The sequence below is a fragment of the Streptomyces sp. NPDC055400 genome (genome assembly GCF_053644375.1).
On sequence record NZ_JBSHLM010000004.1, the window covers coordinates 315,676 to 337,743 of the forward strand.

Consider the following 22,068-nt stretch of genomic DNA (forward strand, 5'->3'; position numbering starts at 1 on the left):
TGCTACACGGTCGTACCCGGTGATCCTCGACGCATGGCTCCTACGCTCCCCATGCGCCCGTCCCACATCGCGCTCGCCGTCCTCGTCACCGCCGTCTGGGGCGTCAACTTCGTCGTCATCGAGGTCGGCCTCGACCACTTCCCGCCGCTGCTCTTCTCGGCCCTGCGCTTCCTCGTCGCGGCGCTGCCCGCGGTGTTCTTCGTGGGGCGGCCGATGGTGGCGTGGGACGGGGTCTCCCCTGCTCGAACGAAGTGGGGAGCTTGGGGAGGGGTGGTCGGTGTCGGGCTGGCCCTCGGCGTCATGAAGTTCGGGCTGCTCTTCGTCGGTATGAACCAGGGGATGCCCGCCGGGCTCTCCTCCCTCGTCCTGCAGATCCAGGCCGTGTTCACCGCCCTGTTCGCCTTCGTCGCGCTCGGCGAACGGCCCGGCCGGATCCGCCTGGCCGGCATGGTCGTCGCGCTCGCCGGGATCGGCGTCGCGGCCGCCGACGAGGGCGCGAGCGGCCCCTTGCTCGGCTTCACGCTCGTCGTCGTGGCCGCCGTCGGCTGGGGCGTCTCGAACGTTCTCACCCGCAAGGCGGCACCGCCCGCCCCCTTCTCCTTCATGGTGTGGACGTCGGCCGTCCCCGTCCTGCCGCTGTTCGCGCTGTCCCTCGCCTTCGAGGGCTGGGACCGCGACAGCCGGGCGCTCGCCTCGCTCGACTGGACCGGCGTCGGCATCATCGCGTTCGTCGCCTGGGTCACCACGCTCTTCGGATTCGGCGCCTGGAGCTTCCTGCTGCGCAGCCACCCCGCCTCGTCGGTCGCCCCGTTCACGTTGCTCGTCCCGGTGTTCGGGATGTCGTCCGCCGCGCTCTTCCTCGGCGAGAGCGTCAGCCCCCTGCGCTGGTGCGCCGCCGCGCTCCTCGTCGGCGGTGTCGCTCTCGCGTCGCTCGCGCCCGCTCCCCGGATCCGGACCGTCCAGCGTGTGGACACTCCGGCGCCCGCGCTGCCCGTCGAGGACCATGAAGCGCATGCCAGTCGTTGAGCTCCCCGGTTCCAAGTCCGTGACGGCGCGGGCGCTGTTCCTCGCCGCGGCCGCGCAGGGCACCACCACCCTCCTGCGCCCCCTCGGCTCGGACGACACCGAGGGCTTCGCCGAAGGTCTGCTCCGGCTCGGTTACGGCGTCGAACGCGGCCCGGACGCCTGGCACATCGAGGGCCGGCCGACCGGCCCCGCCACGACCGACGCCGACGTGTACTGCCGCGACGGCGCGACCACCGCACGCTTCCTGCCCACGCTCACGTCGGCCGCCGCGCACGGCACGTACCGCTTCGACGCCTCGCCCCAGATGCGCCGCCGTCCCCTCGCTCCGCTCAGCAGGGCCCTGCGCGACCTGGGTGTGGACCTCCGTCACGAGGAGGCCGAGGGGCACCACCCGCTCACGGTCACGGCGGGCGGGGTGGAGGGCGGTGACGTGACCCTGGACGCCGGCCAGTCGTCCCAGTACCTCACCGCGCTCCTGCTGCTCGGCCCGCTGACCAGGACCGGCCTGCGCATCACGGTCACCGACCTGGTCTCGGCGCCGTACATCGGGATCACCCTGGCGATGATGCGCAGCTTCGGGGCCGAAGTCCGCCGCGACGGCAACGTGTTCGAGGTCGCGCCCGGCGGCTACCGCGCCACCACCTACGCGATCGAGCCCGACGCCTCGACCGCGAGCTACTTCTTCGCGGCGGCGGCCGTCACCGGCGGCGAGGTCACCGTCGAAGGGCTCGGGAAAGACGCGCTCCAGGGCGACCTGGCGTTCGTCGACGTACTGCGGCGCATGGGCGCCGGGGTGACGACGACGGCGGACCGCACCACGGTCACCGCGCCCGGCCCCGCGGGCCTGTCCGGCATCACGGTCAACATGCGGGACATCTCCGACACGATGCCGACCCTCGCGGCGATCGCGCCGTACGCGAGCGGCCCGGTCCGCATCGAGGACGTGCACAACACGCGCGTCAAGGAGTGCGACCGCCTGGAGGCCTGCGCGCGGAACCTGCGCGGGCTCGGGGTGACGGTCGCGACGGGACCCGACTGGATCGAGATCCAGCCGGGCACCCCGGCCCCGGCGCAGATCACCACGTACGGGGATCACCGCATCGCGATGTCCTTCGCGGTGACGGGGCTGCGGATCCCCGGCGGGGTCACGTACGACGACCCGGGGTGCGTGCGGAAGACGTTCCCCGGCTTCCACGAGGCGTTCGCGAAGGTGTTCGGATAGCCGTTCGGACGGCCGCCCGGCGTGCTACGCCGACTCGTTGAGCAGCCGGGCGAGATGCTCACGCCCGGCCGTCAGGAGCCCGGGCAGCGGGGCGGCGTCCGGATACCAGCGCTTCTCGTACTCCCAGCACAGCCACCCGTCCCAGCCCTCGCGGCACAGCACGTCCACGACCTCGGTGAGCGGCAGCACGCCCGCGCCCAGCGCGAGCGGCGTCGTGTCGTCGGCGCCCGCGATGTCCTTCACCTGTACGTAGCCCAGGTGCGGGGACAGCGCCGCGTACGACGCCACGGGCTGCTCGCCGCCGAGCCAGGTGTGCATGACGTCCCACAGGGCGCCGACCTGCCGGTGTCCGACGGGGCCGAGCACGCGCGTCGCGTCGGCCCCGGTGCGGTGCGAGTCGTGGGTCTCCAGGAGGATGCGGACGCCGAGGTCCGCGGCGTACTCGGCGGCGGTGCCCAGGCGCCGGGCGGCCGTCGCGTCGGCCTCGGCGCGGCTCTGCTCCGTGCCGCCGCCCGGGAAGACGCGTACAAAGGGCGCGCCCACGTCACGGGCGAGTTCGAGGAGTGACCCGATCTCCGCGATCACCGGTTCGTCCTCGCCGGGAGCGGCCACGCGCGCGTACCCGGCGAGCCCGAGGATCTCGACCCCGGCGGCCTTGAACTCGGCGGCGGCGTCGGCCCGTTCGGCGGGCCCGAGCCCGGGATGTACGGGTTCCTCGGGATGGGCGCGCAGCTCGACACCGTGATACCCGTGCTCGCCGGCGAGCCGCACGACATCGGCGAGGGGAAGCCCGGGAACCCCGAGCGTGGAGAAGGCCAGTTTCATGGCGGGGACGCTACCGGGCCGCGGGCAGGGGTCAAGGGCGCGCCGGGCGCGGATGCGGCGGCCGGGTGAAGCGGCCGCGCGAGGCACCCGATGACGGCGCGACACCTGACCGCGCCCGGCCCGATCGCCTTGCCGCGCCAAGCTTCGGCAACGTCCCTGCCATGCAGGTCACGGCTTGGCCAAGCCGATTCCGTGCGTCGACCACGTATTCATCGCCCGCTCCGGGCGGGTGAGCGGATGCAGGTCCGCTCACCCGCCCGAGCCCTACGCCCTGGACGGCACCCCCGTAGACCCCCGCACCATCAACTCCCCCTGCACCACAGCCATCCCCCCGGCGGGAGCCGCCTCGCGGCCCATCGCGATGCGGCCCGCGCGGGCCCCCGCCTCCGCCAGTGGCAGCCGGACCGTGGTCAGGGCCGGTACCGCGTCCACGCTGAACGGGAGGTCGTCGAAGCCGGCCACCGAGACGTCGCCCGGAATGCTCAGGCCCGCCTCCCGCAGCGCGGCGCACGCGCCGAGCGCCACCGTGTCGTTCGCGGCGACCACCGCCGTCAACGACGGCTCGCGGCGCAGGAGTTCGACCGTCGCCTCGTAACCGGACCGCCGGTCGTACGGGCCGTGCACGGTCCACCCGGCGTCGTCCGGCATGCCCCGCGCCGCCAGCGCCGCGCGATGTCCCTCCAGGCGGTGGCGGGTCGTCGTCCGTTCCTCGGGGCCCGCGATGTACCCGATCCTGCGGTGGCCGAGGTCGAGCAGGTGGTCGGTGAGCGCCCGGCCGCCGCCGCGGTTGTCGAAGGCGAGCGCCACCGCGTCCGCGTCCGGCACGGGCGGCCGCCCGCACAGGACGACCCGCGTCCCGGCGTCCGCGAGCCGCCGCAGCTTCCCGGAGATCGCCTGGGCGTGTTCGGCGTCCTCGACCGCGCCGCCCGTGAGGACGACGGCCGCGGCCCGCTGGCGCTGGAGGAGCGTCAGATAGGTGAGTTCGCGCTCGGGCGACCCGCCGGTGTTGCACACGACCGCGAGCCGCTCGCCGCCCGCGCGCCCGCCGGGCCCCACGATCTCGGACTGCACGGCCCCCGCCATGATCCCGAAGAACGGGTCGGCGATGTCGTTCACGAGGATGCCGACCAGGTCGGAGGTGGCGGCGGCCAGGGCGCTGGCCGGCCCGTTCAGCACGTAGTCGAGGTCGTCCACCGCGCGCAGCACCCGCTCGCGCGTGGCCGCCGCCACGGGGTAGTTGCCGTTCAGCACGCGGGACACGGTGGCGGGGGAGACCTGGGCGCGTGCCGCCACGTCCGCCAGGGTCACGGTCATCGCATCATCCTCCGGTCGGCCGTCCGGTGTCCGTCCGGCCTCGCATCCCGTTTCATCAGCCCCCGGTCTTGTCCGACCGGCTGTGCAGAGGCTAGCTTCTTCCCGTGTAGAAAGCGCTTGCTACGACGAGCGTGTTCTTCATCGGCGTCTCGGTCCGGTCAGTACGCATCCGTACGAAGGGAATCTCGTGACACGCAAGACGGTGCGCATCGCCATGAACGGGGTGACGGGGCGCATGGGCTACCGCCAGCACCTCGTCCGCTCCCTCCTCGCCCTGCGCGAACAGGGCGGCCTCGACCTCGGCGACGGCACGGTGCTGTGGCCCGAGCCCGTCCTCGTCGGCCGCCGCGAGCACGCGCTGCTCGCGCTCGCCGAGCAGCACGGCCTCGACCCGGCGAACATCTCCACCGACCTCGACGCCGTCCTCGCCGACGACACCATCGACATCTACTTCGACGCGCAGGTCACCTCCGCCCGCGAGGAGGCGCTCAAGAAGGCCATCGCCGCCGGAAAGCACCTCTACACGGAGAAGCCCTCGGCGACGAGCCTCGACGGCGCGCTCGAGCTGGCCCGCCTGGCCAAGGCGAAGGGCATCAGGCACGGCGTCGTCCAGGACAAGCTGTTCCTGCCGGGCCTGCTCAAGCTCAAGCGCCTCATCGACGGCGGCTTCTTCGGGCGGATCCTGTCCGTGCGCGGCGAGTTCGGCTACTGGGTCTTCGAGGGCGACTGGCAGGAGGCGCAGCGGCCGAGCTGGAACTACCGGTCACAGGACGGCGGCGGCATCGTCGTCGACATGTTCCCGCACTGGGAGTACGTGCTCCACGAGCTGTTCGGCCGCGTGACCAGCGTGCAGGCGCTGGCCTCGACGCACATCCCGCAGCGCTGGGACGAGGGCGGCAAGCCCTACGACGCGACCGCAGACGACTCGGCGTACGGCATCTTCGAGCTCGACGGCGGCGCCGTCGCGCAGATCAACTCCTCCTGGTCGGTGCGGGTCAACCGGGACGAGCTCGTCGAGTTCCAGGTGGACGGCACGCAGGGCTCCGCGGTCGCCGGGCTGCGCAACTGCCGTGTCCAGCACCGTGCTTCGACCCCGAAGCCCGTATGGAACCCGGACCTGCCGGCCACGTACTCCTTCCGCGACCAGTGGCAGGAGGTCCCTGACAACCAGGAGTTCGACAACGGCTTCAAGGCGCAGTGGGAGCTGTTCCTCAAGCACGTGTACGCCGACGCGCCCTACCGCTGGGACCTGTTCGCCGGCGCCCGCGGCGTGCAGCTCGCCGAGCTCGGCCTGAAGTCGTCGGCACAGGGCCGCCGCCTGGACGTTCCGGAGATCAGCCTGTGACGATCCGACTCCCCGGCCCCGGCGGTTCGCTGCGCGCCTACACCCCGCGCGCCGAGCCCGCCTCCTTCACCACGGGCGCCCCTCTCGTCTCGCGGACCGTCTTCTCGGCCGCGCACGTCGTCGCGGACCCGCTCGCCGACGCGGGCTCCGTCGACTGGGAGGCCACACTCGCCTTCCGCCGTCATCTGTGGGCGCACGGCCTTGGCGTGGCCGAGGCCATGGACACCGCCCAGCGCGGCATGGGCCTCGACTGGACGGGCGCGGCCGAGCTGATCCGGCGCTCGACCGCCGAGGCGAAGTCGGCCGGCGGCGCGATCGCGTGCGGGGTGGGCACCGACCAGCTGTCCGGGCCCGCCACGCTCGCCGAGGTCCGCGCGGCCTACGAGGAGCAGCTCGCGCTCGTGGAGGGGACGGGCGCGCAGGCGATCCTCATGGCCTCGCGGGCCCTGGCGGCCGCGGCGTGCGGACCCGAGGACTACCTCGACGTCTACGGGCATCTGCTGCGCCAGGCCGCCGAGCCCGTCATCCTGCACTGGCTCGGCCCGATGTTCGACCCCGCCCTGGAGGGCTACTGGGGTTCACCGGACCTCGACGCCGCCACCGGGACGTTCCTCGACGTCATCGCCGCGCACCCGGACAAGGTCGACGGCATCAAGGTCTCGCTCCTGGACGCCCGGCGCGAGGTCGAGCTGCGCCGCCGCCTCCCGCGGGGCGTGCGCTGCTACACGGGGGACGACTACAACTACCCCGAGCTGATCGCGGGCGACGAGCAGGGGTTCAGCCACGCGCTCCTCGGCATCTTCGACCCGCTGGGCCCGCTCGCGGCACAGGCGGTCCGCGTCCTCGACACGGGGGACACCGCCAAGTTCCGTGAACTGCTCGACCCGACCGTCGAGTTGTCCCGGCACCTCTTCGAGACGCCGACCCGCTTCTACAAGACGGGCGTCGTCCTGCTCGCGTGGCTCGCGGGCCACCAGTCCCACTTCGCGATGGTCGGCGGCCTCCAGTCGGCCCGACCGCTCCCGCACCTCGCCCGCGCCTACGAACTCGCCGACGGCCTGGGCCTGTTCCCGGATCCCGCCCTCGCCGAGACCCGGATGAAGTCCCTGCTCAGCGTGTACGGAGTCGACCAGTGAGCCACGCACTCGACCGCTTCTCCATCAACCAGATGACCGTCAAGCAGCTCGGCCTCGAAGAACTCGTCGCGGCCTGCGCCGAGTTGGACGTCCCGGGCGTCGGCCTGTGGCGCGAGCCCGTGCAGACGTACGGGGTCGAGGCCGCGGCGAAGCTCGTACGGGGCGCGGGCCTCGCCGTCACCACGCTGTGCCGGGGCGGCTTCCTCACCGCGGTCGACCCGGACGCGCGCGTGCGGGCCCTCGACGACAACCGCGCGGCCGTCGACGAGGCGGCGGCCCTCGGCACGGACACCCTCGTCCTGGTCTCCGGCGGCCTCCCCGAAGGCAGCAAGGACCTGCACGGCGCGCGGGAGCGGATCGCCGACGCGCTCGCGGAGCTCGGCCCGTACGCCGCCGAGCGGGGCGTCCGGCTCGCGATCGAGCCGCTGCACCCGATGTACGCCTCCGACCGCTGCGTCGTGTCGACGCTGGCGCAGGCGCTCGACCTGGCCGAGCGCTTCCCCGCCGAGCAGGTCGGCGTCTGCGTGGACACGTACCACATCTGGTGGGACGACCGGGCGCCCGCGCAGATCGCGCGCGCGGGGGCGGGCGGGCGGCTGCACGCCTTCCAACTGGCCGACTGGACCACGCCGTTGCCCGAGGGCGTCCTCAACGGGCGGGGCCAGATCGGCGACGGCGCGATCGACATGCGCGCGTGGCGCGGCCTCGTCGAGGCCGCCGGATACACGGGGCCCGTCGAGGTGGAGCTGTTCAACGACGGGCTGTGGGCGCGCGACGGGCGCGAGGTCCTCGCGGAGACGGCGGACCGCTTCGTGCGGTACGCCGGCTGAGTCTTCCGGGCGGGCGGCCTCCTACAGGGGGCCGCGGCCCGCCTTCCTGCCCGCGGCCCGCTTGGTGAAGACGGCGAGCACCACCGGGACCAGGAGCTCGATGACCCGTGTCACCGTCGCGGGCGGCAGGCCCGTCTTCTTCGCGACGGCGGTCGCGACGGGCCGGCTCATCTTCGCCAGGATCCCGGCCATCAGGCCGCCGCCCGCCAGGCCGCCGAGCCCGCCCAAGGCGGCGACGCCCTGCAGCGGCTGCTGCTCCTCGGTCTCGGCGAGCGCCTGCCGGACCTCCTCGGCCTGCTGGGGGTCGGCCGTGGCCTTCTCCCTGAGCCCTCCGGAGAGCTCGGAGACGGTAGTGCTCACGACGTCCTGCGCGCCCGCCGCGTCCGTACCGAGCAGCCCGGCGATCTCGCTCAGCCGGTCGTCGCCGAGCTCGTCGAGTACGTCCTTCTGCAGGGAGGGTTCGGCAGATCCGGTGTTTTCGCTCATGCCCGAAACGCTACGTCTGCCCCAGTGTGTCGGCACCCCGAAAAGATTCCGGGCCGACCGTGCAACCCTTTCCGCGCTTGGCGGGTCGTATGTGGCATCAGGACTTCTGGAGGGGGGGATCCGGGGGGATCGCGGGGGTTCTGATGGGGAGGGAAGCGTCAGGGGGCCCGGTCCGCCGACCGGGCCCCCTTTTGCACGCCTGCACGCCTGCACGTCTGCGATCAGGACCTGCTGACCTGCCTAGAAGAAGACCCCGCAGCGCAGCAGCACGTTCGCGTACGGCCGCGCCTCTCCCGTACGGACGACGAGCCGCGCGCCCCGTGAGAGCTCCTTCAGCTCCTCGTGCGGGACGAAGTCGAGCGCGGGCAGGCGCTCCGCGAGCAGCCCCGCGGCATCGGGGTTCGCGGCCCGGATCTCGGCAGCGGCCGTCCCGCCCTCCACGACCAGCTCGTCCAGGAGCCCGTCGAGTACCTCGGCGAACGAGGGGACACCGGCCCGGAACGCCAGGTCCACGACCCGCGGCCCCGCCGGGATCGGCATGCCCGCGTCGCACACGAGCACGCCGTCGCCATGGCCCAGCTCGGCGAGCGCGCCGGCCAGGTGGCGGTTGAGTATGCCGGCCTTCCTCACAGCGCCGCGACCTCGGCGGTCGTCGGGTACGACGCCTGCGCGCCCTCCTTCGTGACCGCCGCCGCGCCGACGCGGGCCGCGAAGGCCGCCGCGTCCGCGAGGCTCTCGCCCGCGCCGAGCCGCCATGCCAGGGCCGCCGTGAAGGCGTCCCCCGCACCGGTCGTGTCCACGGCCGTCACCTTGACGGACGGCACGCGGCGCGTCCCCGCGGCGTCGGCCACCAGCGCGCCCTCGGCGCCCAGCGTGATCACGACGGAGCGCGGTCCGAGGGCGAGCAGCGCCGACGCCCAGTCGTCGGGGTCGTCGGGGGCGCCGGCGACGTCCGCGCCGAGCACGACCCGCGCCTCGTGCTCGTTGACGATGAGCGGGTCGCAGGCCGCGAGGACCTCGGCGGGCAGCGGAGCGGGCGGGGACGGGTTGAGGACGAACCGGCTGCCCGGCGCCAGGGCCCGTACGGCCTCCGCGACCGTGTCGAGCGGGATCTCCAGCTGCACCGAGACGACCCGCGACGCCTGGAAGAGGCTGCCTGCGGCCCTGACGTCCTGCGGGGTGAGCCGGGCGTTGGCACCCGGTGACACCACGATGCTGTTGTCCCCGGACGGGTCGACCGTGATCAGGGCGACCCCGGTGGGCGCCCCGCCGACGAGGACGCCGACCGGGTCGACGCCCGCCGACTTCATCGAGTCGAGAAGCAGCCGCCCGTGCCCGTCGTCGCCGACCCGCGCGAGCAGCGCCGTACGGGCCCCGAGGCGCGCGGCGGCGACCGCCTGGTTGGCGCCCTTGCCGCCCGGGTGGACGGCGAGGTCCGAGCCGAGGACGGTCTCCCCGGCGCCGGGGCGGCGCTCGACGACGGTCACCAGGTCGACGTTGGCCGACCCCACCACCAACAGGTCGTAGTCGTGCATCGCTGTCACTCTCTCCGCCTTCTCCGTGTTCGCGACGGTCACTTGAAGCTCGCGACGTTCTTCGAGGTGACGACCTTCACCGGCACCTTGACCATCTGCGCGACCTCCTTGTCCTTCGCCGCCCTGACCGCGTTCTGCACGGCGATCCGGCCGAGCTCCTTCGGTTGCTGCGCGACGGACGCGTACAGCGTGCCCGCTTCGACGGCCTTCAGGCCGTCCGGCGTGCCGTCGAAGCCGACGACGGCGACGGACTTGCCGGCCTTGGAGCCGAGCGCCTTGATCGCGCCGAGGGCCATCTCGTCGTTCTCGGCGAAGACGCCGTCGACGCCCGCGTTGGCCTGGAGCATGTTCGTCATGACGTCGAGGCCCTTGGTGCGGTCGAAGTCCGCGGGCTGCTTGGCGACGACCTTGATGCCGGGGTACGCCTTGATGCCCTCGGCGAAGCCCTGGCCGCGCTCCCGGCTGGCGGAGGTGCCGGCCGTGCCCTGGAGGATCACGATCTTCCCGCGGCCGCCGAGCTTGCCGGCGAGGGTCTTCGCCGCCTGGCGGCCGCCCGCGACGTTGTCGGAGGCGACAAGCGTGGCCGTCTTCGCCTTGTTGACGCCGCGGTCGGCGGCGACGACGGGGATGCCGGCCTTGTTGGCGCCGCGCACGGCGGGACCGACGGCGTCGGAGTCGACGGGGTTCACGATGACCGAGCTCATGCCCTCACTGGTGAAGTTCTGGAGCTGGTTGGCCTGCTGGGACGCGTCGTTCTGGGCGTCCGTGACCGTGAGCTTGACGCCCTCCTTCTTCGCCTCGGCCTGCGCGCCCGCCTTCATCTGCACGAAGAAGGGGTTGTTCAGCGTCGAGACGGACAGGCCGAGCTTGGTCGACGTACCCGAAGAGCCGTTGTTCCAGAGGGAGATGCCGCCGATGACCGCCGCGGCGACGACGGCCGCGATGACGTACTGGGCGGCCTGCTTGCGCTTGGAGCCGCCCGGCCCGGACGCGGCGCCGGTGGCCGTCGGGGTCGCGCCCGCCTTGCGGCGCACGGTGTCGAGGAGCACGGCGAGCGCGATGACGACGCCGATGACGACCTGCTGCCAGAACGCGGACACGGAAAGGAGGTTGAGGCCGTTCCTGAGCACGGCGAGGATCAGCGCGCCGATGAACGTGCCCGACGCCTTGCCGACGCCGCCGGACAGCGACGCGCCGCCGATGACGACCGCGGCGATGGCGTCCAGCTCGTAACCCTGCGCGGCCTGCGGCTGCGCGGAGGTCAGACGCGAGGCGAGGACGATGCCCGCGACCGCGGCGAACAGGCCCGACAGGGCGTAGATGACGACCTTCTGCCGCTTGACGCGCAGACCCGACAGGCGCGCCGCTTCCTCGTTGCCGCCGATCGCGAACATGGACCGGCCGATGAACGTACGGCCCAGGATCAGCGCCGTGACCAGCCCCATGACGACCATCACGAGCACCGGCACCGGCAGCCAGCCGCCCAGCGTGTCCCCGACCCGCGAGACGGACGACGGGAACGGGATCGGGCTGCCCTGCGAGATGACGAGCGACAGACCACGCCCCACCGACAGCATCGCGAGCGTCGCGATGAACGGCGGGAGCTTGCCGTACGAGACCAGCGCGCCGTTGACGAATCCGCAGGCGACACCGGTGACGACGGCGAGGATCACGGCGATCCACACCGGGACGCCCTCACTGGTCGCGGCCCACGCGAGGACCGTCGCCGACAGCGCCGCCACGGAGCCGACCGACAGGTCGATGCCCGCCGAGACGATGACGAAGGTGACGCCGAACGCGAGGATCGCGGTCACGGCGGCCTGCACGCCGACGTTGAGCAGGTTCTGCGTGGTCAGGAAGTCGCCGGACAGCAGCGACATCGCGATGACCAGGACGACCAGGGCGCTCAGCGCGCCGTTGTCGAGCAGGACGCGGCGCAGGCCACCCGCGCCGGCCGTGCTGCTCTTGAGCGTGTCAGTGGCCACGGGAGCCCTCCACTTCATTGTGTTCGGGGGTGGTTGCCGGGGACGCCGGAGATACGGCGGTGCTGACGGCGAGCGCCATCACGGAGTCCTGGGTCGCCTCGCCGGCCGCGAGTTCGCCCGCGATCCGGCCCTGCGCCATGACGAGGACCCGGTCGCTCATCCCGAGGACCTCCGGCAGATCGCTGGAGATCATCAGGACGGCGTGCCCGGCCGCGGTGAGTTCGTTGACGAGCTGGTAGATCTCGACCTTCGCGCCGACGTCGATGCCGCGCGTCGGCTCGTCGAGGATGAGGACCTTGATGTCGGCGAGCAGCCACTTGCCGATGACGACCTTCTGCTGGTTGCCGCCGGACAGGGTGCGCACATGCTGGCCGAGCCCGGCCATGCGCACGCCGAGCTGCTCGGCCATGCGGGCGGCCGCGACGCGCTGCGACCTGCGGTCCACGAGGCCCGCGCGGGTCGCCGAACGCAGGGTGACGAGGGCCAGGTTCTCCTCGACGGAGGCGTCAAGGAGGAGGCCCTGCCCCTTGCGGTCCTCGGGCACGAGCCCGACGCCGGCGGCCATCGCCGCGTTCACGTCGTGCCGCGGCAGCCGCGCGCCCGCGACCTCGACCGTGCCCTGGTCGTACGGGTCGGCGCCGAACACGGCACGGACGACCTCGGTACGGCCCGCGCCCACGAGGCCCGCGATGCCGACGACCTCGCCGGCCCGCACCTCGAAGTGCACGTCGTGGAAGACCCCGTCGCGGGTCAGTCCCTCGACCCGCAGCAACGGGGCGTCGGCGGCGTCGAGCCGGGGCCGCTCGCGCGGGTACTGCTGCTCGATGCTGCGGCCCACCATGAGCCGTACGAGCTCGGCCTCGGGGGTGGACGCGGGGACCTGGCCGACGCTTCTGCCGTCGCGGATGACCGTGACGCGGTCGCCGAGCGCGGCGATCTCCTCCAGGTGGTGGGTGATGAAGACGACGCCGACGCCGTCCTCGCGCAGCGCGCGCACGATCCCGAAGAGCTTGTCGACCTCCTCCGAGGTGAGCACGGCCGTCGGCTCGTCCATGATCAGGACGCGGGCGTCCAGGCTCAGGGCCTTCGCGATCTCGACCATCTGGAGGCGGGCGATGCCCAGTTCGCGCACCCGGGTGCGGGGCGACACCGTCAGGCCGACGCGCCGGAGCAGCTCCTCGGCGTCGGCCTCCATCTTCTTGCGGTCGATCATCCCGAGGCGGCGCGGCTGGCGGCCCAGGAAGATGTTCTCGGCGACCGTCAGATCGGGGACGAGGTTGAACTCCTGGTAGATGGTGGCGATCCCGAGACGCTCGGCGTCCTGCGCCCCGTGGATACGGGCCTCCCGGCCGTCGACGACGATCCGGCCCGCGTCGGGCCGGTAGGCGCCGGACAGCATCTTGATGAGGGTGCTCTTGCCCGCGCCGTTCTCGCCGAGCAGTACGTGCACCTCGCCGCGGCGCAGATCGAAGTCGACGCTGTCGAGCGCGACGACGCCGGGGAACGTCTTGCGTATCCCCTCGATGCGCAGCAGCTCGTCGGCCGGCCGGGCCGGCTCCTGGCCGGGCCGCTCTTCCGGGTTGCTCACGGGTTCCTCCTCGTTGAGGTCGTGGCGGTGGGGGTGTCTGCGGGAGCCGTGGGGGCCGGGGCCTGGGGCTCAAAGGTCCCCGCCTCGCCGCAGGACCGGCGGACGACCAGACGCGCCGGCAGCGTCACCGACTGCGGGGGCCTGCCCTCGATGCGGTCGATCAGGGCCCGTACGGCGGCCCGGCCGAGGTCCTTGGTCGGCTGCGCGATCGCCGTCACCGGCGGGTCGGTGTGCACGAACCAGGGGATGTCGTCGAAGGCCGCGAGCCCGATGTCGTGCGGCACGCGCAGCCCGGCGGCCCTGATCGCGTCGAGCGCGCCGAGCGCCATCAGGTTGTCGGCGGCGAACACGGCCTCGGGCGGCTCGGACAGGGCGAGGAAGCGCTCCGTCGCGCGCCGGCCGCTGTCCGCCTGGAAGTCGCCCTGCCCGATGTAGGCGTCCGGCAGTGCGATGCCGAACGCCGCGAGCGCCTCGCGGAACGCCTCGACGCGCTCGCTGCCCGTCGTGGTGGCGGCGGGCCCCGCGATGATGGCGAGGCGGCGGTGGCCGAGGGCGTGCAGATGGGCCACGAGGTCGCGCACGGCGGCGCGCCCGTCGGACCGGACCACGGGCACGTCCACGCCCGGGATCCAGCGGTCGACGAAGACCATCGGCGTACCGGCCCGCGCGGCCTCCAGCATCAGCGGCGAGCCGCCGTCGGTGGGGGAGACGAGGAGGCCGTCGATGCGCCGGTCGACGAGCGTGCGTACGTGGTGGTCCTGGATGTCGGGCTGTTCGTCCGCGTTCCCGATGATGACGCTGTAGCCCAGCGCGCGGGCCTCCTCCTCCACGGAGCGGGCCAGCTCGGTGAAGTACGGGTTGAGTACGTCACTGATGACCAGGCCGAGCGTGCGGGTCTGGGCGGTGCGCAGGGAGCGGGCCACGGCGTTCGGGCGGTAGCCGAGCGACTCGACGGCGCCGAGCACGCGTGCGCGGGCGTCCGGGCTCACGGACGGGTGGCTGTTCAGCACCCGCGAGACCGTGGCGACGGAGACACCCGCCGCCGCGGCGACGTCCTTGATGCTCGCCATCGCGGGACCACCTCCTTGTGGCTGCAGGGACCGGAACGGGTTCCGGAACCTGGTGCGCAACGGGGCCGGAATCTGGTCCGAGACGTGGACCGACACCGTCATGGAATCGATTACACGGAGGATTGGAATCGATTACACGGGCTCTTGGCAACCCCCGTTCCGCTTGTCGAGACCGGATCGTGATGTACGCCGCACTCGCGGCCGGTGCCGGACGGCCGTGTCAGTGGTGCGTGAGACGCTGGCGGAGTCAGCCACGCAACCCGCACGGAAGGGGCGCACGCCCGTGAATCACGCACAGCTCACCGCGCTCGGCCGGGCCCTGCGCCTCCTCGGCGAGCACGGCGAGGGCCTCGGCGCCGACACGCCCGACAGCAAGCTGCACGAGATGCGCGCGGACGTGAAGCGCGCGCTGGACCTCGTCGAGGACTCCGTCACGGGCGACGCGCCCACCACCCGCTGCCCCGAGCACCCGACGGGCCCGGTCGACGAGAACGCGCAGGACCTGTGCCTCCTGTGCGAGACCCGCCGCCGGGTCGCCCGCCGCTCCGAGATCAACGGCGCGTATCCCGCCAGACCTCGGCAGGGCGAGGCCGCGGACGCCCCGTCGATGTCGCGGTACGGCATCCGGGAGGACCGCCCGCAGCCCCAGCAGCGCTGGCTCCCCGAGAAGTGGAACGGCCAGGTGTGGCAGCTGTGCGGCACCCCGCGGCACGACCGCAGGGAGGCCGAGCACTATCTCGCGGCCCAGCGCAGGGAGCCCCGCGCGGCCTCGGCGTACCGCCTGGTCCACGCCTTCACGGACTACGAGGTGGTGCGGGTCTGGGGCACACCCGTCAAGGTGGACATCGAACCCATGGGCGGCCTGTAGTCCGTCATCAGGGCACCGCTGTCCGGGTGTCCGACCCCACCGGTACGGTCGCCTCATGCCGAACCCGGGGATGGCGGTGCTCGAGGGGGTCCTCGAGCGGATCACCTACGCCAATGAGGAGAGCGGGTACACGGTCGCCCGCGTGGACACCGGCCGCGGTGGCGGCGATCTGCTCACCGTCGTCGGCGCGCTGCTCGGCGCGCAGGCCGGCGAGTCGCTGCGCATGGAGGGCCGCTGGGGCTCCCACCCGCAGTACGGCAAGCAGTTCACCGTGGAGAACTACACGACGGTCCTGCCCGCCACCATCCAGGGCATCCGCCGCTACCTCGGCTCCGGCCTGGTCAAGGGCATCGGCCCGGTCTTCGCCGACCGGATCACCCGTCACTTCGGCCTGGACACCCTCGACATCATCGAGCAGGAGCCGGGCCGCCTGATCGAGGTGCCGGGCCTCGGCCCCAAGCGCACCAAGAAGATCGCCGACGCCTGGGAGGAGCAGAAGGCCATCAAGGAAGTGATGGTCTTCCTCCAGAGCGTGGAGGTGTCCACGTCGATCGCGGTGCGCATCTACAAGAAGTACGGCGACGCGTCGATCTCCGTCGTCAAGAACCAGCCCTACCGGCTCGCGTCCGACGTCTGGGGCATCGGCTTCCTCACCGCCGACCGCATCGCGCAGTCCGTCGGCATCCCGCACGACAGCCCGGAACGCGTCAAGGCGGGTTTGCAGTACGCCCTTTCGCAGTCCACCGACCAGGGCCACTGCTTCCTGCCGGAGGAAAAGCTGATCTCCGACGCGGTCAAGCTCCTCCAGGTCGAGACGGGCCTGGTCATCGACTGCCTGGGTGAGCTGGCGGGCGAGGATGAGGGCGTCGTACGGGAGCGGGTGCCGGGCCCGGAAGGCGGGGAGGAGCTGGTGACCGCGGTCTATCTCGTCCCCTTCCACCGCGCCGAACTCTCCCTGTCCGCCCAGCTGTTGCGCCTTCTGCGCACCGACGAGGACCGGATGCCTGCGTTCCGGGACGTCGCGTGGGACAAGGCCCTGACCTGGCTCGCGGGGCGTACGGGGGCCGAGCTCGCGCCCGAGCAGGAGGAGGCGGTGAAGCTCGCCCTGACGCGGAAGGTCGCCGTCCTCACCGGGGGGCCCGGCTGCGGCAAGTCGTTCACGGTCCGCTCGATCGTCGAACTGGCCCGCGCCAAGCGGGCGAAGGTCGTCCTCGCCGCCCCCACGGGCCGCGCCGCCAAGCGCCTGGCCGAGCTGACGGGCGCGGAGGCGTCCACGGTCCACCGCCTGCTCGAACTCAAGCCCGGCGGTGACGCCGCGTACGACAGGGACCGGCCGCTCGACGCCGACCTCGTCGTGGTCGACGAGGCGTCCATGCTGGACCTCCTGCTGGCCAACAAGCTGGTCAAGGCCGTGCCGCCGGGCGCCCATCTGCTCTTCGTGGGCGACGTCGACCAGCTGCCGAGCGTCGGCGCGGGCGAAGTGCTGCGCGACCTGCTCGGTGACGGCAGCCCGGTCCCCGCGGTCCGCCTCACCCGCATCTTCCGCCAGGCCCAGGAGTCCGGCGTCGTCACGAACGCGCACCGCATCAACGCGGGTCAGCACCCGCTCACCCAGGGCCTCAAGGACTTCTTCCTGTTCGCGGAGGAGGACACGGAGGAGGCGGGCCGGCTCACCGTCGATGTCGTCGCCCGCCGCATCCCCGCCAAGTTCGGCCTCGACCCGCGGCGCGACGTCCAGGTGCTCGCGCCGATGCACCGCGGACCGGCCGGTGCCGGCACCCTCAACGGCCTGCTCCAGCAAGCCGTCACGCCCGCCCGCCCCGATCTCCCCGAGAAGCGCTTCGGCGGCCGGGTCTTCCGCGTGGGCGACAAAGTCACCCAGATCAGAAACAACTACGAGAAGGGGGCGAACGGCGTCTTCAACGGCACCGTCGGTGTCGTCACCTCCCTCGACGCGGACGAGCAGCGGCTGACCGTACTCACCGACGAGGACGAGGAAGTCGTATACGAATTCGATGAGCTGGACGAGCTGGCTCACGCGTATGCGGTGACGATCCACCGCTCCCAGGGGAGTGAGTACCCGTGCGTCGTGATCCCGGTCACGACCGGCGCCTGGATGATGCTGCAGAGGAACCTCCTCTATACGGCGGTCACTCGGGCCAAGAAGCTGGTGGTGCTCGTCGGTTCACGCAAAGCGCTCGGCCAGGCGGTGCGCACGGTCTCCGCGGGAAGGCGTTGCACAGCGCTCCGTTTCCGGCTCTCCGGGGGTACATCCTTCGGTTTGGTAACTTTCGATCGATCAAATGAGTCGGAAACGTCACACGGGCTTTCCGGAAGCAGGGCGAAGGGGGCAGGATGAGCAGGTTGGCGGCACTCAGTGCCGCGAATAGGCCCAATGGTCGACCCCGAGTGCACTCTGCTGGGCCAAGTGGGGGATGGTAGAGAACAGTCAGGGCACCTCGAAGAAGAGGCACTACGTCGGTGAGGGATGACGTGAGCGACAACTCTGTAGTACTGCGGTACGGCGATGGCGAGTACACCTACCCGGTGATCGACAGCACCGTCGGCGACAAGGGCTTCGACATCGGGAAGCTCCGGGCCCAGACAGGTCTGGTGACCCTCGACAGCGGATACGGCAACACCGCCGCCTATAAATCCGCGATCACCTATCTCGACGGTGAGCAGGGCATCCTCCGGTACCGCGGCTACCCGATCGAGCAGCTGGCCGAGCGTTCCACCTTCACCGAGGTGGCCTACCTGCTGATCAACGGCGAGCTTCCGACCGTCGACGAGCTCTCCACTTTCAAGAACGAGATCACCGGGCACACGCTGCTCCACGAGGACGTCAAGCGCTTCTTCGACGGCTTCCCGCGTGACGCCCACCCGATGGCGATGCTGTCCTCCGTGGTCAGCGCCCTGTCGACGTTCTACCAGGACAGCCACAACCCGTTCGACGAGCAGCAGCGCCACCTGTCGACGATCCGGCTGCTCGCCAAGCTGCCGACCATCGCGGCGTACGCGTACAAGAAGTCGATCGGCCACCCGTTCGTCTACCCGCGCAACGACCTCGGTTACGTCGAGAACTTCCTGCGCATGACGTTCTCCGTGCCGGCGCAGGAGTACGACCTCGACCCGGTCGTCGTCGCCGCGCTCGAAAAGCTGCTCATCCTGCACGCGGACCACGAGCAGAACTGTTCGACGTCCACCGTGCGTCTGGTCGGCTCCTCGCAGGCGAACATGTTCGCCTCGATCTCCGCCGGTATCTCCGCGCTGTGGGGCCCGCTGCACGGCGGCGCCAACCAGTCGGTCCTGGAGATGCTCGAGGGCATCCAGGCCAACGGCGGCGATGTCGACGCCTTCATCCGCAAGGTGAAGAACAAGGAGGACGGCGTCCGCCTGATGGGCTTCGGCCACCGGGTGTACAAGTCCTTCGACCCGCGCGCCAAGATCATCAAGGCCGCGGCGCACGATGTCCTCTCGGCCCTCGGCAAGTCCGACGAGCTGCTCGACATCGCGCTCAAGCTGGAGGAGCACGCGCTCTCCGACGAGTACTTCGTCTCGCGCAACCTCTACCCGAACGTCGACTTCTACACGGGCCTCATCTACCGGGCCATGGGCTTCCCGACCGAGATGTTCACGGTCCTGTTCGCCCTCGGCCGGCTGCCGGGCTGGATCGCCCAGTGGCACGAGATGATCAAGGAGCCGGGATCCCGCATCGGCCGCCCGCGCCAGATCTACACCGGCGAGGTCCTGCGCGACTTCGTCCCCGTCGAGGCTCGCTGATCCTCGGCCGGGGGTCCGGGGGTTGCCCCCCCGGGTCGGCACAGCACCGGCGAGGTCCTGCGCGACTTCGTCCCCGTCGAGGCCCGCTGAGGCCTCGCGCCATGCACCTTGCGCTGCGTGACCGCACACCACGCAGCGCACCCCGCGTAGAGCGGGAGCAGAAGTGAAGAGAAAGCGGAAAGCGCCCCGCTGCCAGTCCCCCCACGGGCCGGCAGTCGGGGCGCTTTCCTTTTCCCGGTGCGGATTCCCCCCACGGGATCCGTCCGGGCGTCTACGGTGCGGTCTGCCGGGACGCGTACACGGGAGGGCCGCTCAAGCTCTCCGTGGCACGTGTCCCGGCCAACGCGGTCGGGTCCGTCCCCCAAGACGGCCCCGGTCAACACAGAAACGCCCCCCAAGACGTTCCTGCATCGCCTCCTTAGACTCACGAGAACCTCAAATGGTTACGTTCAGATCACTGTGATCTGCGTCTCCTGCATATGTCCTGATCGTGCGCAAGAGACCCCATATGTAGATCGAGGTTCGGACGTGAGGGTGCTGCGGTTGTGATGTGAGGCGAATGTGAAGACCCCTTGATGATGGGCCAGAGCAGAGGCGATGGGAAGTCCTTCCAGAAAAAGGGTCCTCACCTTCAGGAAAACGTCCGCAGCCGGAGGCTGTTCGTCACCACGAAGACCGACGAGAACGCCATGGCGGCGCCCGCGATCATCGGGTTCAGGAACCCCGCGGCGGCCAGCGGCAGCGCGGCCACGTTGTAGCCGAACGCCCAGAAGAGGTTGCCCTTGACGGTCGCGAGCGTGCGGCGGGAGAGCCGGATCGCGTCGGCGGCCACGCGCAGGTCCGCGCGCACCAGCGTCAGGTCGCCCGCCTCGATCGCGGCGTCCGTGCCGGTGCCCATCGCGAGCCCCAGGTCGGCGGTGGCGAGCGCCGCCGCGTCGTTGACGCCGTCGCCGACCATGGCGACGGTGCGCCCCTCGGCCTTCAGACGCCGGACCACGTCGACCTTCTCCCGCGGCAGGACCTCCGCGTACACGGCGTCCTCGGCGATCCCGACGGCCCGCGCCACGGACTCGGCGACGATCCGGTTGTCGCCGGTCAGGAGCACCGGCGTGAGGCCCAGCGCGCGCAGCTCCGCGACGGCCTGGGCGCTCGTCGGGCGGACCGCGTCGGCGACCGTGATGACACCCCGTGCCACCCCGTCCCACGCGACGGCGACGGCGGTACGGCCCGCGGCCTCGGCGGCGGTCTTGGCGGCGGCGAGCGCGGGCGGCAGGGCGATCCCGTGCTCGGCCAGGAGCCGCTCACGGCCGACGAGCACGTCGTGCCGGTCCACCACGCCGCGGACGCCGAGTCCGGCGAGCGCCGTGAAGCGGCTGACGGCGGGCAGCGCTCCGGCCCGGCCGGCGGCGCCGTCCGCGACGGCACGGGCGACGGGGTGCTCGGAGGCGTGCTCCACGGCCCCGGCCAGCCGCAGCAGCGTCTTCTCCTCTACGCCCTCGGCGGCGTACGCGTCCTGGAGCGTCATCCGGCCGGTCGTCACCGTGCCGGTCTTGTCGAGTACGACGGTGTCGACGCGGCGCGTGTTCTCCAGGACCTCGGGCCCCTTGATGAGGATGCCGAGCTGGGCGCCGCGGCCGGTGCCGACCATGAGCGCGGTCGGGGTCGCGAGGCCGAGCGAGCAGGGGCAGGCGATGATCAGGACGGCGACGGCCGAGGTGAACGCGGCGGTCACCTCGCCGGTGGCGAGCAGCCACCCGGCGAACGTGCCGAGCGCGATGACGAACACCACCGGCACGAAGACGCCGGCGATCCGGTCGGCGAGGCGCTGCACCTCGGCCTTGCCGGTCTGCGCGTCCTCGACGAGGCGCGCCATGCGGGCGAGCTGGGTGTCGGCGCCGACGCGGGTCGCCTCGACGACGAGCCGCCCGCCAGCGTTCACGGTCGCGCCGGTCACGGCGTCGCCGACGGTCACGTCCACGGGCACGGACTCGCCGGTGAGCAGGGCGGCGTCGACGGCTGAGGTGCCCTCGACGACCGTGCCGTCGGTCGCGATCTTCTCGCCGGGGCGCACGACGAACCGGTCGCCAGGCCTCAGCCGCCCGACCGGTACGCGCACTTCCGCGCCGGAGGCGTCCAGTACGGCGACGTCCTTGGCGCCGAGTTCGAGCAGGGCGCGCAGGGCGGTGCCGGCGCGGCGCTTGGAGCGGGCCTCCAGATAGCGGCCGAGCAGGATCAGGGTGACGACGCCCGCGGCGACTTCGAGGTAGATGGTGGAGGAGGTGTCGGTGCGGTCGACGGCGAACGTGAATCCGTGCCGCATCCCGATCGTCCCGGCGTCGCCGAGGAACAGGGCCCACAGCGACCAGCCGAACGCGGCGAGCGTCCCCACGCAGACGAGCGTGTCCATGGTGGCGGCGCCGTGCCGCGCGTTGGTCCAGGCGGCGCGGTGGAAGGGGAGCCCGCCCCAGACGGCGACCGGGGCGGCGAGGGTGAGGGAGAGCCACTGCCAGTTGTCGAACTGGAGGGCGGGCACCATCGCCAGCAGCACGACGGGCAGGGAGAGCAGCGCGCAGACGACCAGGCGCCGGCGCAGCGGAGCGGTGGGGTCGGGTTCGGCGCCGGTTCCACTCCCGGTTTCCGTGCGGACCGCGACCGGGGCCACATCACCGGCCGCGCCCAGAAGACCGTCCGCAGTGGCTTCGGCCGCCTCGTCACGGACGACCGGCTCCTCCCGGACCACCGGCTCCGCCGTGTATCCGAGCTTTCGCACCGTCGCGACCAGGTCGGCGACCTCGACTCCGGGCGCGTACGCGACCCTCGCCTTCTCGGTCGCGAGATTGACCGTCGCCGTCACGCCGTCGAGGCGGTTGAGCTTCTTCTCGATGCGGGCCGAGCAGGAGGCGCAGGTCATCCCGCCGACGGCGAGCTCCACCTCGCAGAGCGGCCCGGCCGTGGTGTCCGTGGGCGTGGTCATGGCGGTTCTTTCCAGGGGCGTACGGGACTACCGCCGAGCGTACGACCACGGGCGCCGGGCCGTGGTGGGCGGCCCGGCGCT

General features: G+C 72.0%; 17 protein-coding genes. 8 read left to right on the top strand and 9 right to left on the bottom strand.

The genetic code is table 11. The features are described 5' to 3' along the window. Positions 1 to 51 precede the first annotated feature (51 nt). Entirely contained in the window at positions 52 to 1,026 is a 975-nt protein-coding gene (locus tag ACWIGU_RS12730) for an EamA family transporter (protein ID WP_454400559.1), read from the top strand. Further along, positions 1,013 to 2,248 (top strand): 3-phosphoshikimate 1-carboxyvinyltransferase, encoded by a 1,236-nt coding sequence (gene aroA / locus ACWIGU_RS12735; protein ID WP_454400097.1) that lies wholly within the window; start codon positions 1,013 to 1,015, stop codon positions 2,246 to 2,248. Before ACWIGU_RS12730 ends, aroA begins: the two co-directional genes overlap by 14 nt. 24 nt (positions 2,249 to 2,272) lie before the next feature. Here aroA and ACWIGU_RS12740 read toward each other — a convergent pair whose 3' ends face one another. Then, positions 2,273 to 3,073, bottom strand: a complete 801-nt coding sequence (locus tag ACWIGU_RS12740) for a sugar phosphate isomerase/epimerase family protein (RefSeq protein ID WP_454400099.1) — start codon at positions 3,071 to 3,073, stop codon at positions 2,273 to 2,275. Positions 3,074 to 3,337: 264 nt separating this feature from the next. Then, complete coding sequence (locus ACWIGU_RS12745; protein WP_454400101.1) at positions 3,338 to 4,387, bottom strand: LacI family DNA-binding transcriptional regulator; 1,050 nt, start codon at positions 4,385 to 4,387, stop codon at positions 3,338 to 3,340. 187 nt (positions 4,388 to 4,574) lie between these two features. On the opposite strand from ACWIGU_RS12745, the gene ACWIGU_RS12750 reads away from it, so the two are divergent. Genes ACWIGU_RS12750 through ACWIGU_RS12760 form a run of 3 tightly spaced genes read left to right on the top strand, consistent with a single transcriptional unit; the run spans position 4,575 to position 7,698 of the window. Further along, positions 4,575 to 5,732, top strand: coding sequence for a Gfo/Idh/MocA family protein (locus ACWIGU_RS12750; RefSeq protein WP_454400103.1), 1,158 nt, complete (start codon positions 4,575 to 4,577; stop codon positions 5,730 to 5,732). After that, the gene (locus ACWIGU_RS12755; protein WP_454400105.1) at positions 5,729 to 6,868 is read left to right on the top strand and encodes a dihydrodipicolinate synthase family protein; all 1,140 of its coding nucleotides are present in this window, start codon (positions 5,729 to 5,731) and stop codon (positions 6,866 to 6,868) included. The genes ACWIGU_RS12750 and ACWIGU_RS12755 overlap by 4 nt, the downstream gene beginning before the upstream one ends. A gap of 32 nt (positions 6,869 to 6,900) precedes the next feature. Then, positions 6,901 to 7,698: a sugar phosphate isomerase/epimerase family protein gene (locus ACWIGU_RS12760; RefSeq protein ID WP_454400561.1), complete on the top strand. Its 798-nt coding sequence runs from the start codon at positions 6,901 to 6,903 to the stop codon at positions 7,696 to 7,698. A gap of 21 nt (positions 7,699 to 7,719) precedes the next feature. On the opposite strand, the gene ACWIGU_RS12765 is transcribed toward ACWIGU_RS12760, so the two are convergent. From ACWIGU_RS12765 to ACWIGU_RS12790, 6 genes are all read right to left on the bottom strand, one after another. Next, positions 7,720 to 8,184 (bottom strand): DUF937 domain-containing protein, encoded by a 465-nt coding sequence (locus ACWIGU_RS12765; RefSeq protein WP_454400107.1) that lies wholly within the window; start codon positions 8,182 to 8,184, stop codon positions 7,720 to 7,722. A 240-nt stretch (positions 8,185 to 8,424) separates the two neighbouring features. Then, entirely contained in the window at positions 8,425 to 8,814 is a 390-nt protein-coding gene (rbsD, locus tag ACWIGU_RS12770; RefSeq protein WP_454400109.1) for a D-ribose pyranase, read from the bottom strand. Further along, positions 8,811 to 9,719: a ribokinase gene (locus ACWIGU_RS12775; protein WP_454400112.1), complete on the bottom strand. Its 909-nt coding sequence runs from the start codon at positions 9,717 to 9,719 to the stop codon at positions 8,811 to 8,813. Before ACWIGU_RS12775 ends, rbsD begins: the two co-directional genes overlap by 4 nt. Positions 9,720 to 9,757: 38 nt before the next feature. Further along, positions 9,758 to 11,704 (bottom strand): ABC transporter permease/substrate-binding protein, encoded by a 1,947-nt coding sequence (locus ACWIGU_RS12780; RefSeq protein ID WP_454400114.1) that lies wholly within the window; start codon positions 11,702 to 11,704, stop codon positions 9,758 to 9,760. Further along, entirely contained in the window at positions 11,694 to 13,292 is a 1,599-nt protein-coding gene (locus ACWIGU_RS12785; RefSeq protein ID WP_454400116.1) for a sugar ABC transporter ATP-binding protein, read from the bottom strand. The genes ACWIGU_RS12780 and ACWIGU_RS12785 overlap by 11 nt, the downstream gene beginning before the upstream one ends. Beyond that, positions 13,289 to 14,362, bottom strand: a complete 1,074-nt coding sequence (locus ACWIGU_RS12790; protein WP_454400118.1) for a LacI family DNA-binding transcriptional regulator — start codon at positions 14,360 to 14,362, stop codon at positions 13,289 to 13,291. Before ACWIGU_RS12790 ends, ACWIGU_RS12785 begins: the two co-directional genes overlap by 4 nt. 283 nt (positions 14,363 to 14,645) lie before the next feature. On the opposite strand from ACWIGU_RS12790, the gene ACWIGU_RS12795 reads away from it, so the two are divergent. The 3 genes from ACWIGU_RS12795 to ACWIGU_RS12805 all read left to right on the top strand — a co-directional run bounded on the left by ACWIGU_RS12795 (position 14,646) and on the right by ACWIGU_RS12805 (position 19,013). Continuing rightward, positions 14,646 to 15,230, top strand: coding sequence for a hypothetical protein (locus ACWIGU_RS12795; RefSeq protein ID WP_454400120.1), 585 nt, complete (start codon positions 14,646 to 14,648; stop codon positions 15,228 to 15,230). Positions 15,231 to 15,285: 55 nt separating this feature from the next. After that, entirely contained in the window at positions 15,286 to 17,589 is a 2,304-nt protein-coding gene (gene recD2, locus ACWIGU_RS12800) for an SF1B family DNA helicase RecD2 (protein WP_454400121.1), read from the top strand. A gap of 134 nt (positions 17,590 to 17,723) precedes the next feature. Continuing rightward, positions 17,724 to 19,013: a citrate synthase gene (locus ACWIGU_RS12805; RefSeq protein WP_454400123.1), complete on the top strand. Its 1,290-nt coding sequence runs from the start codon at positions 17,724 to 17,726 to the stop codon at positions 19,011 to 19,013. A 631-nt stretch (positions 19,014 to 19,644) separates the two neighbouring features. Here ACWIGU_RS12805 and ACWIGU_RS12810 read toward each other — a convergent pair. After that, positions 19,645 to 21,987 carry a heavy metal translocating P-type ATPase gene (locus tag ACWIGU_RS12810; RefSeq protein ID WP_454400125.1) on the bottom strand — a complete coding sequence of 781 codons (2,343 nt, stop codon included), beginning with the start codon at positions 21,985 to 21,987 and terminating at the stop codon, positions 19,645 to 19,647. Between the last annotated feature and the right edge of the window lie 81 nt (positions 21,988 to 22,068).

Coding starts and splice junctions, on each gene's coding strand:
- ACWIGU_RS12730 (WP_454400559.1), top strand. CDS start 52: ATGCGCCCGTCCCACATCGCGCTCGCCGTCCTCGTCACCGCCGTCTGG.
- aroA (WP_454400097.1), top strand. CDS start 1,013: ATGCCAGTCGTTGAGCTCCCCGGTTCCAAGTCCGTGACGGCGCGGGCG.
- recD2 (WP_454400121.1), top strand. CDS start 15,286: ATGCCGAACCCGGGGATGGCGGTGCTCGAGGGGGTCCTCGAGCGGATC.
- ACWIGU_RS12810 (WP_454400125.1), bottom strand. CDS start 21,987: ATGACCACGCCCACGGACACCACGGCCGGGCCGCTCTGCGAGGTGGAG.
- ACWIGU_RS12745 (WP_454400101.1), bottom strand. CDS start 4,387: ATGACCGTGACCCTGGCGGACGTGGCGGCACGCGCCCAGGTCTCCCCC.
- ACWIGU_RS12760 (WP_454400561.1), top strand. CDS start 6,901: ATGACCGTCAAGCAGCTCGGCCTCGAAGAACTCGTCGCGGCCTGCGCC.
- ACWIGU_RS12740 (WP_454400099.1), bottom strand. CDS start 3,073: ATGAAACTGGCCTTCTCCACGCTCGGGGTTCCCGGGCTTCCCCTCGCC.
- ACWIGU_RS12765 (WP_454400107.1), bottom strand. CDS start 8,184: ATGAGCGAAAACACCGGATCTGCCGAACCCTCCCTGCAGAAGGACGTA.
- ACWIGU_RS12790 (WP_454400118.1), bottom strand. CDS start 14,362: ATGGCGAGCATCAAGGACGTCGCCGCGGCGGCGGGTGTCTCCGTCGCC.
- ACWIGU_RS12775 (WP_454400112.1), bottom strand. CDS start 9,719: ATGCACGACTACGACCTGTTGGTGGTGGGGTCGGCCAACGTCGACCTG.